General features: G+C 71.4%; 12 protein-coding genes. All 12 read right to left on the bottom strand.

Annotated features, from left to right (window positions below):
• Positions 1-3 precede the first annotated feature (3 nt).
• Positions 4-1,452, bottom strand: a complete 1,449-nt coding sequence (gene pyk, locus Q1B24_RS14275) for a pyruvate kinase (protein ID WP_299929865.1) — start codon at positions 1,450-1,452, stop codon at positions 4-6.
• Positions 1,453-1,566: 114 nt separating this feature from the next.
• A complete protein-coding gene (locus Q1B24_RS14280) occupies positions 1,567-3,051 on the bottom strand; it encodes a glutamate synthase subunit beta (RefSeq protein ID WP_299929866.1) in 1,485 nt (494 codons plus the stop codon).
• Positions 3,052-3,122: 71 nt separating this feature from the next.
• On the bottom strand, positions 3,123-7,664 hold the full coding sequence (gltB, locus tag Q1B24_RS14285) for a glutamate synthase large subunit (RefSeq protein WP_299929868.1): 4,542 nt from the start codon (positions 7,662-7,664) through the stop codon (positions 3,123-3,125).
• Between the two features lie 147 nt (positions 7,665-7,811).
• A complete protein-coding gene (gene lgt / locus Q1B24_RS14290; RefSeq protein ID WP_299929871.1) occupies positions 7,812-8,783 on the bottom strand; it encodes a prolipoprotein diacylglyceryl transferase in 972 nt (323 codons plus the stop codon).
• Between the two features lie 8 nt (positions 8,784-8,791).
• Positions 8,792-9,397 (bottom strand): SCO family protein, encoded by a 606-nt coding sequence (locus Q1B24_RS14295; RefSeq protein WP_299929874.1) that lies wholly within the window; start codon positions 9,395-9,397, stop codon positions 8,792-8,794.
• Positions 9,387-10,190, bottom strand: coding sequence for a tryptophan synthase subunit alpha (gene trpA / locus Q1B24_RS14300; protein ID WP_299929877.1), 804 nt, complete (start codon positions 10,188-10,190; stop codon positions 9,387-9,389). Before trpA ends, Q1B24_RS14295 begins: the two co-directional genes overlap by 11 nt.
• Complete coding sequence (gene trpB, locus Q1B24_RS14305) at positions 10,187-11,506, bottom strand: tryptophan synthase subunit beta (RefSeq protein WP_299929880.1); 1,320 nt, start codon at positions 11,504-11,506, stop codon at positions 10,187-10,189. The genes trpA and trpB overlap by 4 nt, the downstream gene beginning before the upstream one ends.
• Positions 11,503-12,300 (bottom strand): indole-3-glycerol phosphate synthase TrpC, encoded by a 798-nt coding sequence (trpC, locus tag Q1B24_RS14310; RefSeq protein ID WP_299929883.1) that lies wholly within the window; start codon positions 12,298-12,300, stop codon positions 11,503-11,505. Before trpC ends, trpB begins: the two co-directional genes overlap by 4 nt.
• An 80-nt stretch (positions 12,301-12,380) precedes the next feature.
• On the bottom strand, positions 12,381-12,581 hold the full coding sequence (locus Q1B24_RS14315; RefSeq protein WP_299929886.1) for an HGxxPAAW family protein: 201 nt from the start codon (positions 12,579-12,581) through the stop codon (positions 12,381-12,383).
• Between the two features lie 52 nt (positions 12,582-12,633).
• A complete protein-coding gene (locus Q1B24_RS14320; RefSeq protein WP_299929889.1) occupies positions 12,634-13,254 on the bottom strand; it encodes a Trp biosynthesis-associated membrane protein in 621 nt (206 codons plus the stop codon).
• Complete coding sequence (gene hisI, locus Q1B24_RS14325; RefSeq protein WP_299929892.1) at positions 13,247-13,609, bottom strand: phosphoribosyl-AMP cyclohydrolase; 363 nt, start codon at positions 13,607-13,609, stop codon at positions 13,247-13,249. Before hisI ends, Q1B24_RS14320 begins: the two co-directional genes overlap by 8 nt.
• Positions 13,606-14,433 (bottom strand): aminotransferase class IV, encoded by an 828-nt coding sequence (locus Q1B24_RS14330; protein ID WP_299929895.1) that lies wholly within the window; start codon positions 14,431-14,433, stop codon positions 13,606-13,608. The genes hisI and Q1B24_RS14330 overlap by 4 nt, the downstream gene beginning before the upstream one ends.
• Between the last annotated feature and the right edge of the window lie 133 nt (positions 14,434-14,566).

The raw sequence follows: 14,566 nt of genomic DNA on the forward strand, positions 1-14,566 counted from the left end.
GAGTCAGCGGGTGCGGCGGTAGGCCGGGGTCACCTCGTTGATGGCGTCGCCCATGCGGTGGATGCGCATGGCGTTGGTCGAGCCCGGGATGCCGGGCGGGCTGCCGGCGATGATGACGACGAGGTCGCCCTCCTTGACCCGTCCGATGGCGAGGAGCGCCTCGTCGACCTGGCGCACCATCTCGTCGGTGTGCTCCACCTCGCCGGCCTGGAAGGTCTCGACCCCCCACGTCAGCGCGAGCTGCGAGCGGGTGCGGGCCTTCGGGGTGAAGGCGAGGACGGGGATCGGGCCGCGGTAGCGGGACAGCCGCTTGGCCGAGTCGCCGCTCGTGGTGAAGGCGACGACGTACTTGGCCTCGACACGCTCGGCGACCTCGGCGGCCGCCTTGGCGACGATGCCGCCGCGGGTGTGCGGCTGCCACTCCACCTCCGCCATGTGGCCGAGGCCGTGCACCTCGGTGGACTGGACGATGCGGGCCATCGTCTCGACGGCGACGATCGGGTACTCCCCCACGCTCGTCTCGCCCGACAACATCACCGCGTCAGCGCCGTCGAGCACCGCATTGGCCACGTCGCTCGCCTCGGCGCGGGTCGGCGCGGGCGAGGTGATCATGGACTCCAGCATCTGGGTGGCGACGATGACGGGCTTGGCGTAGCGACGGGCCTTGTCGATGATCCGCTTCTGGTGGATCGGCACGTCCTCCAGCGGGCACTCCACGCCGAGGTCGCCCCGCGCGACCATGATGCCGTCGAAGGCGTCGACGATCTCGTCGATGTTGTCGAGGGCCTGCGGCTTCTCGATCTTGGCGATCACGGGGACGGTGATGCCCTCCTCGCGCATCACGGCGCGTACGTCCTCGGCGTCGCCGCCGTGGCGCACGAAGCTCAGGGCGATGAAGTCGACGCCCAGCTTGAGCGCCCACCGCAGGTCCTCGGTGTCCTTCTCGGACAGGGCGGGGACCGACACCGCGACGCCGGGCAGGTTGATGCCCTTGTTGTTGGAGACCTTGCCCGGCACGACGACCTCGGTGACCACGTCGGTGTCGGTGACCGACGTCGCCCGGAGGCGGACCTTGCCGTCGTCGATGAGGAGCGGGTCACCCGCCTTCACGTCGCCCGGCAGTCCCTTGTAGGTCGTGCCGCAGATCTCCGCGGTGCCCGCGACGTCACGCGTGGTGATCGTGAACGTCGCACCCTTCTTGAGCTTCACCGGCCCGTCGGCGAAGGTCTCGAGCCGGATCTTCGGACCCTGGAGGTCGGCGAAGATCCCGATCGCGTGACCGCTCTCGTCGGAGGCCTGGCGGACCAGTCGGTAGACGGCCTCGTGGTCGGCATACGCACCGTGGCTCATGTTGAGCCGCGCGACGTCCATGCCGGCCTCGACCAGGGATCGGATCCCCTCGGGGGTGTTCACCGCGGGGCCCAGGGTGCAGACGATCTTTGCTCTACGCACGTCCGTCACCCTATCGGAGATTGGATCGTTAAAAAGGTCCCGTCCCACCCGTGTCGGTGCGTGAGGCAGGTTTCTCGCGACGAGAACCCGCCCCACGCACCGCTCGGAGGCGGATCAGACGACGAGCGGGCGCTCGTGCGGCTTGATCGGCGACGGCAGCGTGGTCGATCCGGTGAGGTACGCGTCGACGGACGCGGCCGCGCTGCGTCCCTCGGCGATCGCCCACACGATCAGCGACTGGCCGCGGCCCACGTCACCGGCGACGTAGACGCCGGGCACGGAGGCGGCGTACGACGCGTCGCGCCGCACGTTGCCGCGCTCGTCGAGGTCCACCCCGAGCTGGTCGATGAGGCCGGGGCCCTCGGGACGGGCGCGCTCGGGGCCGGTGAACCCCATTGCGAGCAGCACCAGCTGGGCCGGGATGTCGCGCTCGGTGCCCTCGACGGGCTGGAACGTCGCGTCGACCTCGACCAGCCGGAGCGAGGCGACCCGGCCGTCGTCGTCGCCGACGAACTCCTGCGTCGACACGGCGTACACCCGGTCGCCGCCCTCCTCGTGTGCGGAGGAGACCCGGAACGTCATGGGGTACGTCGGCCACGGCTGGCCCGCGGGCCGGTCCTCACCGGGCTGCGGCATGATCTCCAGCTGCGTGATGGAGCGGGCACCCTGCCGGATCGACGTACCGAGGCAGTCGGCCCCGGTGTCGCCGCCGCCGATGATGACGACGTCCTTGTCCGTGGCCACGATCTGGTCCGAGCCGTCGGACGTCGGGGCCTCTCCGAGGGCGACGCGGTTGGCCTGCGGGAGAAACTCCATGGCCTGGTGGATCCCGGCGAGCTCGCGCCCGGGGACCGGGAGGTCTCGGGCGGCCGTCGCACCCATCGCCAGCACCACGGCGTCGTAGCGGTCGAGCAGCTTGTCGCCGGTCAGGTCGCCACCGACGTCGACGCCCGCGCGGAAGACGGTGCCCTCGCGGCGCATCTGGTCGAGGCGCCGGTCGAGGTGCTTCTTCTCCATCTTGAACTCGGGGATGCCGTAGCGCAGCAGGCCGCCGATCCTGTCGGCGCGCTCGTAGACCGCGACGGTGTGCCCGGCCCGGGTCAGCTGCTGGGCGGCGGCGAGCCCGGCGGGGCCGGAGCCGATGACGGCCACGGTCTTGCCGGAGAGCCACTCGGGCGGCTGGGGGCGGACGTAGCCCGAGCCCCAGGCGCGGTCGATGATCGAGACCTCGACGTTCTTGATCGTCACCGGGTCCTGGTTGATGCCGAGCACGCAGGCGGTCTCGCAGGGTGCGGGGCACAGGCGGCCGGTGAACTCCGGGAAGTTGTTGGTCGCGTGGAGCCGGTCCATCGCGCCGTCCCAGTCGTCACGCCAGACCAGGTCGTTCCACTCCGGGATGATGTTGCCCAGCGGGCAGCCCTGGTGGCAGAACGGGATGCCGCAGTCCATGCAGCGACCGGCCTGGGTGTTGATGATCGGCAGCAGCGCGCGGCCGATTCCGTCGGGGTAGACCTCGTTCCAGTCCTGGACGCGCTCGGCGACGTCACGGCGGGAGGCGACCTCGCGGCCGTGCTTCAGGAAGCCCTTGGGGTCAGCCATGCTGGTTCACCTTCTTCGCGGGTCGGGGGTCGTACGTCGATTCGGCGCACGGCGCCTGGTCAGCCATCTGGTCAGCCATGGAGGACCTCCATGATCCGGGCGGCGGCCTCGTCCTCGCTGAGCCCGTCCTCGATCGCCTCCTCGCGCGCCTCGAGCACGCGCTTGAAGTCGCTCGGCATCACCTCGGTGAAGCGGGCCAGGGAGGCGTCCCAGTCGGCGAGCAGCGCGGTGGCGACGGCGGAGCCGGTCTCCTCGGCGTGCTGCTCGACCAGGGACCTGAGCTCGTCGGCGGCCTTGCCGGTGACGGGTGCCAGCTCGACCAGCTCGGGGTTGACCCGCTGCTCGTCGAGGTCGAGCACGAAGGCGTAGCCACCGGACATGCCGGCGGCGAAGTTGCGACCCGTGGCTCCGAGGACGACCACGACACCGCCGGTCATGTACTCGCACCCGTGGTCGCCGACACCCTCGACCACGGCGGTGGCGCCGGAGTTGCGGACGCAGAAGCGCTCGCCCACGCGACCGCTCAGGAAGACCTGGCCCGACGTGGCGCCGTAGCCGATGGTGTTGCCGCCGATGATCTGCTCGGCGGCCTCGAAGGTCGCACCCCGGTCGGGGCGGACGACGATCCGGCCACCGGAGAGGCCCTTGCCGACGTAGTCGTTCGCATCGCCCTCGAGCCGCAGGGTCACGCCGCGCGGCAGGAAGGCGCCGAACGACTGGCCGGCCGAGCCGGTCAGGGTGATGTCGATCGTGCCGTCGGGCAGGCCTTCGCCGCGGTAGCGCTTGGTCACCTCGTGCCCGAGCATCGTCCCGACGGTGCGGTTGACGTTGCGGATGGCGACCTGGGCGCGCACGGGCTCGCCGCTCTCCAGCGCCGGGGCGGCGATGGCGATGAGCTCGTTGTCGAGCGCCTTGGCGAGACCGTGGTCCTGGACCTTGGTGTTGCGCAGGTCCTGGTGCTCGAACTGGCCGAACTCACCGTGGGCCGAGGCCTGATGGAGGATCGGCCGGAGATCCAGCCCGGAGGCCTTCCAGTGGTCGACCGCCTGGGCCACGTCGAGCGTGCCGACCTGCCCGATCGCCTCGTCGAGGCTGCGGAAGCCGAGCTCGGCCAGCAGCTCGCGGACCTCCTGGGCGATGAACTCGAAGAAGTTGACGACGTACTCGGCCTTGCCGCTGTAGCGCTCGCGCAGCACCGGGTTCTGGGTGGCGACGCCGACCGGGCACGTGTCGAGGTGGCAGACCCGCATCATGATGCAGCCGCTGACCACGAGCGGCGCGGTGGCGAAGCCGTACTCCTCCGCCCCGAGCAGCGCGGCGATGATGACGTCGCGGCCGGTCTTGAGCTGGCCGTCGGCCTGCACCACGATCCGGTCCCGCAGGCCGTTGAGCAGCAGGGTCTGTTGGGTCTCGGCCAGACCGAGCTCCCACGGACCACCGGCGTGCTTCAGCGAGGTCAGCGGTGACGCGCCGGTGCCGCCGTCGTGCCCGGAGACCAGGACGACGTCCGCGTGCGCCTTCGACACACCTGCAGCGACGGTGCCGATGCCGACCTCGGAGACGAGCTTCACGTGGATGCGCGCCGCCGGGTTGGCGTTCTTGAGGTCGTGGATCAGCTGTGCCAGGTCCTCGATGGAGTAGATGTCGTGGTGCGGCGGCGGGCTGATCAGGCCGACGCCCGGCGTGGAGTGCCGGGTCTTGGCCACCCACGGGTAGACCTTGTGGCCGGGCAGCTGGCCGCCCTCGCCGGGCTTGGCGCCCTGCGCCATCTTGATCTGGATGTCGTCGGCGTTGGTGAGGTACTCCGAGGTGACGCCGAAGCGACCCGAGGCGACCTGCTTGATCGCCGAGCGCCGCTCGGGGTCGTAGAGCCGGTCGGGGTCCTCGCCGCCCTCACCGGTGTTGGACTTGCCGCCCAGCCGGTTCATCGCGATCGCCAGCGTCTCGTGCGCCTCCTGGCTGATCGAGCCGTAGGACATCGCACCGGTGGAGAAGCGCCTGACGATCTCCGAGACCGGCTCGACCTCGTCGATGTCGACGGGCTCGCGCACGCCGTCCTTGAAGGTGAACAGCCCGCGCAGCGTCATCAGCCGCTCCGACTGCTGGTTCACCCGGTCGGTGTACTGCTTGAAGATGTCGTAGCTGCCGGTGCGGGTGGCGTGCTGGAGCCGGAAGACCGTCTCGGGGTCGAACAGGTGCGGCTCGCCCTCACGACGCCACTGGTACTCCCCGCCGATCGTCAGCTCGCGGTGCGCGGGGGCGATGCCCTTGCGGGGGTACGCCGTCGCGTGACGGCGCGCCACCTCCTCGGCGATCGTGTCGAGCTCGATGCCGCCGAGCTTGGAGGTCGTGCCGGTGAAGTAGCGGTCGATGACGGCCTGCGAGAGGCCCACGGACTCGAAGATCTTGGCGCCGGTGTAGGACGCGACCGTCGAGACGCCCATCTTGGACATCACCTTGAGCACGCCCTTGCCGAGCGCCTTGATCAGGTTGGCGACGGCCTTGTCGGCGTCCACCTTCACGTAGTAGGCCTCGCGGGCGAGGTCCTCGACCGACTCCATCGCGAGGTAGGGGTTGACCGCGGCCGCGCCGTAGCCGACCAGGAGGGCCACGTGGTGGACCTCGCGGACGTCGCCGGCCTCGACCAGCAGGCCGACCTGCGTGCGGGTCTTCTCCCGGACGAGGTGGTGGTGGACCGCGCCGGTGAGCAGCAGCGACGGGATCGGGGCCAGCTCGGCGGTGGAGTGCCGGTCGGAGAGCACGATGATGCGGGCTCCGGCGGCGATCGCCGCCGACACCTCGGCGCACAGCTCGTCGAGGCGTGCCTCGAGCGCCGCTCCACCGCCCTCGACGTCGTACAGCCCGCGCACGACATGGACCTGGAAGCCCGGCATGTCGCCGTTGCGGTTGATGTGGCGGATCTTGGCCAGGTCATCGTTGGAGAAGACCGGGAACGGCAGCACGATCTGCCGGCACGACGCCGGGGTCGGCTCGAGGAGGTTGGCCTCGGGGCCGATCGAGCCGCTCAGCGAGGTCACCAGCTCCTCGCGGATCGCGTCGAGCGGCGGGTTCGTCACCTGCGCGAACAGCTGGGAGAAGTAGTCGAACAGCATCCGCGGCTTGTCGCTCAGCGCCGCGATCGGGGTGTCGGTGCCCATCGAGCCGAGCGCCTCGCCACCGGTGTTGGCCATCGGGCTGAGCAGGACCCGCAGCTCCTCCTCGGTGTAGCCGAAGATCTGCTGGCGGCGCGTCACCGAGGCGTGGGTGTGGACGATGTGCTCGAGGTCGTCGATGTCGTCGAGGTGGACGAGCCCGGCGTGCAGCCACTCGTCGTAGGGCTGCTCCGCGGCGAGCTGGCTCTTGATCTCCTCGTCCTCGATGATCCGGTGCTCCTCGGTGTCGACGAGGAACATCCGACCCGGCTGCAGCCGGCCCTTGCGGACGACGGTGGCGGGGTCGAGGTCGAGCACGCCGACCTCGGAGGCGAGGACGACGAGGCCGTCGTCGGTGACCCAGTAGCGCGAGGGCCGCAGGCCGTTGCGGTCGAGGACCGCGCCGATCTGGGTGCCGTCGGTGAACACCACGCACGCGGGTCCGTCCCAGGGCTCCATCAGCATGGAGTGGAACTCGTAGAACGCGCGACGCTTGGCGTCCATCTCGCGGTGGTTCTCCCAGGCCTCCGGGATCATCATCAGCACGGAGTGGGGCAACGAGCGGCCGGCGAGGTGCAGCAGCTCGAGGACCTCGTCGAACGACGCGGAGTCCGAGGCACCGGGCGTGCAGATCGGGAAGAGCCGCTCGAGGTCGCCCGGGATCAGGTCGCTCTCGAGCAGCGCCTCGCGGGCGCGCATCCAGTTGCGGTTGCCCATGACGGTGTTGATCTCACCGTTGTGGGCGATGAAGCGGAACGGGTGGGCCAGCGGCCAGCTCGGGAACGTGTTGGTGGAGAAGCGGGAGTGCACGACCGCCATCGCGGAGGCGACCCGATCGTCGGTCAGGTCGGGGAAGACCTGGTCGAGCTGGTCGGTGGTGAGCATGCCCTTGTAGGCCAGCGTGCGCGAGGAGAGCGAGGGGAAGTAGACGTCCGTCTCGGACTCGGCGCGCTTGCGCAGGCAGAACGCGCGACGCTCCAGCGCCATCCCGCTCACCCGCGCGCCGCGACCGGCGACGAAGACCTGCGCGAAGCTCGGCATCACGCTGCGCGCGGTGGCGCCCAGCGTCGTGTCGTCGACGGGCAGCTCACGCCATCCGAGGACCGTGAGGTCCTCCTCCTCGGCGAGCTCCTCGATGCGCCGGCGGGTCTTGGCCACCGCCTCGGCGTCACCGGGCAGGAACGCGGTGCCCACGGCGTACGCCCGCGCCGGAGGCAGGTCGAAGTCGACCACCTCGCGCAGGAAGGCGTCAGGGACCTGCATCAGGATCCCGGCGCCGTCTCCGGAGTTCACCTCGGCGCCCGCGGCACCGCGGTGGTCGAGGTTGCGCAGGGCGGTGAGCGCCTTGGCCACGATGTCGTGGCTGGCCTCACCGGTGAGCGTCGCCACCATGGCGACACCGCAGGCGTCCTTCTCGTGGCGAGGGTCGTAGAGACCCTGGCTCGGCGGGAATGCGTGCATGGAGGCATTCTCCCGTCGTCGTCTCCGCGCGTCACGGACCGGTTCACCGGCCGCGACGGGCGAGGGGGTGGAAGTCAACGCTGGGGACGACGTTGGCCCGAGCACCACGGAACCTATCACCGGCGCGAGCCGCCGGTGCGCGCCGTGTCAGGCCGTGGGACCGGCGCGACGGCCGTCCTCGGAGTCCTCGGCGTCCCCGGCGTCGTCGGAGCCCTCGGAGTCCTCGGAGTCCTCTGCGTCCTCGACCTCGGGCTCCCGGGTGCGGACCACCTCTTCACGACCGGGATGTCGCCGGGCCGACCACACGAACCACACCGCGGCCAGCACGAACAGCACGATCGAGGTCCAGACGTTGAGCCGCAGCCCCAGCACGTCGTCCATCTGCACGTCGTCGATGCGGAGGTTCTCGATCCAGCCGCGGCCGAGCGTGTAGAGCATGACGTAGAGCGCGGCGACGCGACCGTGGCCGAGGCGGAAGCGGCGGTCGGCCCAGATGATGACGGCGAACGCCGCCAGGTTCCAGAGACACTCGTAGAGGAACGCCGGGTGGTAGGTCGCCTGGTCGAGGTACTGCGAAGGACGGTGGGCGACGTCGATCTCCAGGCCCCACGGCAGGTCGGTCGGACGGCCGTAGAGCTCCTGGTTGAACCAGTTGCCCCATCGTCCGACGGCCTGCGCGACGAGCACGCCGGGAGCGAGCGCGTCGAGCAGCGGCAGCAGCTTGATGCCCTTCGACCGGGCCCCGAGCCACACCCCGAACGCACCGAGGGCGATCGCCCCCCACACGCCGAGGCCGCCGCGCCAGACGTAGAGCGCGGTGACGGGGTTGCGACCCTCGCCGAAGTAGAGCTCCCAGTCGGTGATCACGTGGTAGAGCCGGCCGCCGATCAGCCCGAAGGGCACGGCCCACAGGGCCAGGTCGCTGACCTCGCCGGCCGTGCCGCCACGCGCGACCCAGCGCCGCTCGCCGATCCAGATCGCAAGCACGATGCCGAGGATGATGCTCAGCGCGTAGCCGCGGATCGGCACGGGGCCGAGGTTCCACACGCCGTCGGCGGGACTCGGGATGGACATCAGGGTGACCAGCGGCGAGGCCAGCACGGTCGGGACGGTCAGCATCGGGAGCATCATCCTTCGTCGAGCAACGTCAGCACGTCACTGGCCAGCTGGGCCTGCGAGACGTCGCGGTTCCACATCATCGGCGACTCGTCGTCGGCGTCGATCGCGTACACACGGGTGCCGTGCGTGACCTCGTAGCCGCCGCTGGGGAGCTTGTCCCCCTTGTCGATCCCGACCGCGAGGCTTTCGCCCACCTCGAGGATGTCGTCGAGGTCGCCGGTCAGACCGATGATGCTCGGGTCGAACGCGCTGACGTAGTCCTCCGTCACCGCCTCGTCGTCGCGCGCGGGGTCGGTCGTCACGAACACCACGTCGAGCCGCTCCTTCTGCTCGTCGTCGAGCCGCGTCAACGTGCCGGCGAGGGTGGCCATCACCTGGCCGCAGATGTCGGGACAGTTGGTGTAGCCGAAGAAGACCAGGGTCAGGTCCTTGTCGGTGTCGTCGGCCAGGCTGAAGGCGGCGCCGTCGGTGTCCACCAGCGGGGTCGCGGCGACCTCGAACGGCGGGTCGAGGACCGTGCCGGTCAGCCCCGCGGACTGAGCTCCACCGCCGCAGGCCGCCAGCAGCGCGAGCAGGGGGACCACGGCGACCACGGCGAGTGCCCTAGCGCGCACGTCGCACGCCCTCGGCGAGGTCGGTGGTCAGGCTCCGCAGGGCGTCGAGCCCGGCGGGCAGGTCGCCCTCGTGGTCGAGCAGGCAGCGCACGAAGGCGGAGCCCACGATGACGCCGTCGGCGAAGCCGGCGACCTCGGCGGCCTGGTCGCCGTTGCTGACCCCGATGCCGACCGCGACCGGGACGTCCCCCGCGGACCGCACCCGATCGACCAGGGGGCCGGCGAGGTCGGAGGTGGCGTCGCGCGCGCCGGTGACGCCCATGACGGCGGCGGCGTAGACGAAGCCGCGGCTCTCGTGCGCGGTCATCGCGATGCGGTCGTCGGTCGAGCTGGGCGCGACGAGGAACACCTTGTCGAGGCCGTGCTCGTCGGCCGCCGCGATCCACTCGGCACCGTGGTCGGGGGTGATGTCGGGCGTGATGAGCCCGGCACCGCCGGCCGCGGCCAGGTCGGCGGCGAACCGCTCGACGCCGTAGCGCTCGACGGGGTTCCAGTAGGTCATGACCAGCGTCGGCACGTCTGTCGCGGCGACCTCCGCGACCACGCGCATCACGTCGGAGGTGCGGACACCGCCGTCGAGCGCCGCCTGGGCGGCGGCCTGGATGGTGGGGCCGTCCATCACCGGGTCGCTGTAGGGCAGGCCGATCTCGATGGCGTCGCAGCCGGCCTCGACCATCACCTTCATGGCCTCGATCGAGCCGTCCACGGACGGGTAGCCGGCTGGGAGGTAGCCGATGAGCGCAGCGCGGCCCTCGGCCCTCGCGGTCGCGAAGGCGGTGCTGGTGGAGGTCACTGCTGGGCCTCCGTGTCGAGCTCGGTCGCCGCGTCGGCCTCGACCTGCTCGAGGTCGGCGTCGGGGCCGAGGTCGGCGTCACCGAGGCCGAACCACTCGATGGCCGTGCCCATGTCCTTGTCGCCACGACCGCTGAGGTTGATGATCACCGTCGCGTCGGGGCCCTTCTCCTGGCCGAGCCGGGTGGCGACGTCGAGCGCGCCCGCGATCGCGTGGGCGGACTCGATGGCGGGGATGATCCCCTCGGTGCGGCTCAGCAGCGCCATCGCGTCCATGGCCTGGGCGTCGGTGACCGGCGTGTACGTCGCCCGCCCGGCCGCGGCCAGCCAGGAGTGCTGCGGGCCGACCCCGGGGTAGTCGAGACCGGCGGAGATCGAGTGGGACTCGACCGTCTGGCCGTCGTCGTCCTGGAGCACGTAGGTGCGGGCGCCGTGGAGCACACCCGCCTCGCCGGCGTGGATGGTCGCCGCGTGGCGGCCCGTCTCCACGCCGTCTCCCCCGGGCTCGAAGCCGTGGATCTCGACGCCCTCGTCCTCGAGGAACGCGGTGAACAGGCCGATCGCGTTGGAGCCTCCGCCCACGCACGCCGCGACGGCGTCCGGCAGGACGCCGTACTGCTCGAGGCACTGCTCGCGGGCCTCGTCGCCGATGCCGCGGCAGAAGTCGCGGACCATGCTCGGGAACGGGTGCGGACCGGCCGCCGTGCCGAAGAGGTAGGCGGTGTGGTCGACGCTGGCGACCCAGTCGCGTAGCGCCTCGTTGATCGCGTCCTTGAGCGTCGCGCTGCCGGACTCGACCGGGACGACCTTGGCGCCGAGCAGCTGCATGCGGGCGACGTTGAGCGCCTGGCGGCGGGTGTCGACCGCACCCATGTAGACGGTGCAGTCGAGGTCGAACCACGCGGCGGCGGTGGCGCTGGCGACGCCGTGCTGGCCGGCACCGGTCTCGGCGATCACGCGGGTCTTGCCCATCCGCTTGGTCAGCAGCGCCTGGCCGAGGACGTTGCGGATCTTGTGGGCGCCGGTGTGGTTGAGGTCCTCGCGCTTGAGCAGCACGCGCGCACCGACGAGCTCGGAGAGCCGCTCGGCGTGGTAGAGCCGGCTCGGCGTGCCGGCGTAGTCGCGCAGCACGCGCTCGAAGTCGGCGACGAAGGCCGCGTCGGCCATCGCCTCCTGCCAGGCCTCGGTCAGCTCGTCCAGCGCGGCGACGAGGGCCTCGGGCATGAAGCGCCCGCCCCACGTCTGGCCGAAGTAGCCGCGCTCGTCGGCGTCGTACCTGCTGGTGCCCCTGCCGGTGGTGCTCGGCTGCACGCTCACGGTGCCGTCACTCCTGTCATCGCTCGTACGGCGGCCTCGGGGTCGCCGTCCTTGACCAGTGCCTCGCCGACCAGCACCACGCCTGCTCCCTCGGAGACGAAGCGCTCGACGTCGGCGACGCCGGTGATGCCGCTCTCGGCGACGAGGACCGCGTCGCCCTGCATCTGGGGGGCGAGGCGTCCGAACACGTCGGGGTCGACCTCGAGGGTCTTGAGGTTGCGGCTGTTGACGCCGATCAGCCCCGCCCTGAGCGCCAGCGCCCGCTCGGCCTCGGCCTCGTCGTGCACCTCGACCAGGACGGTGAGGCCGAGCCCGGCTGCCTCGTCGTGGAGGCGGCGCAGGGTGTCGTCGTCGAGCGCGGCCACGATGAGCAGCGCGAGGTCGGCACCGGCGGCGCGGGCCTCCACGAGCTGGTACTGCTCGACGATGAAGTCCTTGCGGAGGATCGGGGTCTCGACGGCGGCCCGCACGGTGCGCAGGTCGGCCAGGCTGCCGCCGAAGCGGCGCTCCTCGGTCAGCACCGAGATGGCCGCGGCACCGCCGCGGGCGTAGGCCTGCGCGAGCGACGCCGGGTCGGGGATCTCGGCGAGCGCACCCTTGCTCGGGCTGCGGCGCTTGACCTCCGCGATCACGCTGGCCCCGGCAGCACGGAAGTGCGGCATCGGGTCGCGCGGGGTCGGGGCGTCGGCGAGGCGGGCGCGCAGCTCGCCGAGCGGGAGCGCGGCCTCGCGGCGGGCGAGGTCGTCGCGTGCGCCCGCGACGATGTCGTCGAGCACGGAACCGGTCGCTGGCATGGCCTCAGCCTCTCACCCGGGCCCAGCCCGCCCGGGGCCGGTGCCCAGTGGACGGACCCGGACTGTGACCGGCGTGACGCTCAGTGGTCGGAGGAGTTGAAGCCGAGCCTGGACAGCACCAGGAACAGCGGGAACGCGATCACCGCGATGATGATGCCGATCCAGAGCAGGGTCATCTGGGTCGGGACCTGCAGCAGCGCGACGCTGCCCACGACGAAGCCGAGCATCGCGATCCCCACAGCAGTCCATGCAGCGGGGGTGTTGCCGTGGCCAGCAGCCATCGTGGGTGCTCCTTCGTCGGTCGGTGCGGGGTCGAGCAGGTGCGCACGAAGTCTAGGCGGTCGGGTCCCGGCCGTCGTCGAGGGCCTTCCAGATGTCGATGTTGTCGGTGGGCCGGTCGCTCGGCGCCTGCGTCGCGTCGGCGTCACCGGCGGCTCGGCCTCCCGTGGGAGCGTCGTACCTCGTCCCCATCTCCGGCCAGGTCCGGACCAGGCGGAGTGCCAGCACCGTCGAGGCGAGCACGAGGAGCGCCGCCACGCACGCGAGCCAGTACCAGCCGGTGAGCGAGGTGTCGTCGAGCGTCATCCCCGTCCGGCGGCGAACCTGCTCGACGAGGTGGTCCGGCAGGCTGAACGGCGCCCACGCGACGGTCGCGACGTAGCCGAGAGCGGCCAGCACGGCCAGGCCGGCGATCGCCCGGCGGAACCGCCCCCGCGTGACGAGGAGGACGCCCCAGCAGGCCAGCACGACGAACGCGAGAGCCGTGCCGAGCGGCGAGGAGGCGATCTCTCCCCAGGACGTGGACGCCATGCCGGGGGCGGAGTCGGCGCCCGTGCCGTCGACCCAGGGCTTGCTCGCGGTCCACGCAGCCAGGGCGGCGGACCCGACACCGAGGAGGACGACGGGGCCGAAGGTGCGCCGCGTCGCCGGGCGGGACTCCCCCGGCTCAGCCATCGACCCGGTGCACCAGGTCGGCGTCGAAGCAGGTGTGGTCACCGGTGTGGCAGGCGGCGCCCACCTGGTCGACGACGAAGAGGAGCGTGTCGCCGTCGCAGTCGAGGCGGACCTCCTTGACCCACTGGACGTGGCCCGAGGTGTCGCCCTTGACCCAGTACTCGCGCCGTGAGCGCGACCAGTAGGTCGCCCGCCCGGTGTCGATGGTGCGGCGCAGCGCCTCGTCGTCGACCCAGGCGAGCATCAGCACCTCGCCGGAGCCCTGCTGCTGCACGACGACGGGAACGAGGCCCTCGGCGGTGTGGCGCAGCCGAGCAGCGATCGCCGGGTCGAGGGTGGTGTCAGGTGTGCTCACGGCTCCATGGTCTCAGCCTCGCGGGCGGCCCACGTCGCCGCGCACTGCTTCGTGACCGGGCCGGGCGCGGGGAGGTCGCGGTCGTCCCAGCGGGTGATGGCCTGGACGTCGCGGGTCGTGGAGACGAGGAAGGCCTCGCTCGCGTTCGCATGCACGTCGGCCAGCGGTTCGTCGACCTCCCGGGCACCGCACCACTCCAGCACCAGCTCACGCGTGATGCCGGCCAGGCATCCAGACGCCAGGCTCGGGGTGCGCAGCTCCCCGTCCACGACGTAGAACACGTTGGACCCCGTGCCCTCGCACAGGTTGCCCGCGGTGTTGGCGAAGACCGCCTCGGTCCCACCGTGCCGGTGGGCGTGTGCCAGGGCGATGACGTTCTCGGCGTACGACGTCGTCTTGAGCCCCGCGGTCGCGCCGTTCTCGTTGCGGGTCCACGGGACCGTCACGACGCTGGTCTCGGCGGGCGCGTGGTCGATCGCGCTGTAGGCGACGACCAGCGTCGCCGGTCCCCCACCACGTCCGGACCCCATGGGGTGTGGCCCGGCGGTCCAGGTGATGCGGAGCCGGCCGATCGGGTCGTCCTGCGCGCCGTCGAGCACGGCCGCGACCCCGCGGCGTACGTCGTCGAGGTCGGGGGCGGGCAGCCCCAGACCCGCTGCGCTCCGCTCCAACCGGGCGAGGTGACGGGTCAGCGCGAACGGCACGCCGTCCAGCGTCTTGACCGCCTCGAAGACGCCGTCCCCGACGGTGAACCCGTGGTCGGTGACCGCGATCGCCCCCTGGGTCGGGTCGGCCAACAGGTCACCGTCGATCCACGCGCGCATGGCGTCACTCTAGGGGTCGGGGCGATCCCGCTGGGACGCGTGTGACACACGGAGGAGGGGGGCGATTTTGGTGCCTCGTCGGGCATGTACTACTGTTCCACTCGCACTCAGGGCCGGTGAAACGGCGCAGGAT

Source organism: uncultured Nocardioides sp. (assembly GCF_947488025.1).
Taxonomy (GTDB): Bacteria; Actinomycetota; Actinomycetes; order Propionibacteriales; family Nocardioidaceae; genus Nocardioides.

Coding starts and splice junctions, on each gene's coding strand:
- trpC (WP_299929883.1), bottom strand. CDS start 12,300: ATGCCAGCGACCGGTTCCGTGCTCGACGACATCGTCGCGGGCGCACGC.
- lgt (WP_299929871.1), bottom strand. CDS start 8,783: ATGCTGACCGTCCCGACCGTGCTGGCCTCGCCGCTGGTCACCCTGATG.
- Q1B24_RS14280 (WP_299929866.1), bottom strand. CDS start 3,051: ATGGCTGACCCCAAGGGCTTCCTGAAGCACGGCCGCGAGGTCGCCTCC.
- gltB (WP_299929868.1), bottom strand. CDS start 7,664: ATGCACGCATTCCCGCCGAGCCAGGGTCTCTACGACCCTCGCCACGAG.
- Q1B24_RS14330 (WP_299929895.1), bottom strand. CDS start 14,433: ATGCGCGCGTGGATCGACGGTGACCTGTTGGCCGACCCGACCCAGGGG.
- Q1B24_RS14315 (WP_299929886.1), bottom strand. CDS start 12,581: ATGGCTGCTGGCCACGGCAACACCCCCGCTGCATGGACTGCTGTGGGG.
- Q1B24_RS14320 (WP_299929889.1), bottom strand. CDS start 13,254: ATGGCTGAGCCGGGGGAGTCCCGCCCGGCGACGCGGCGCACCTTCGGC.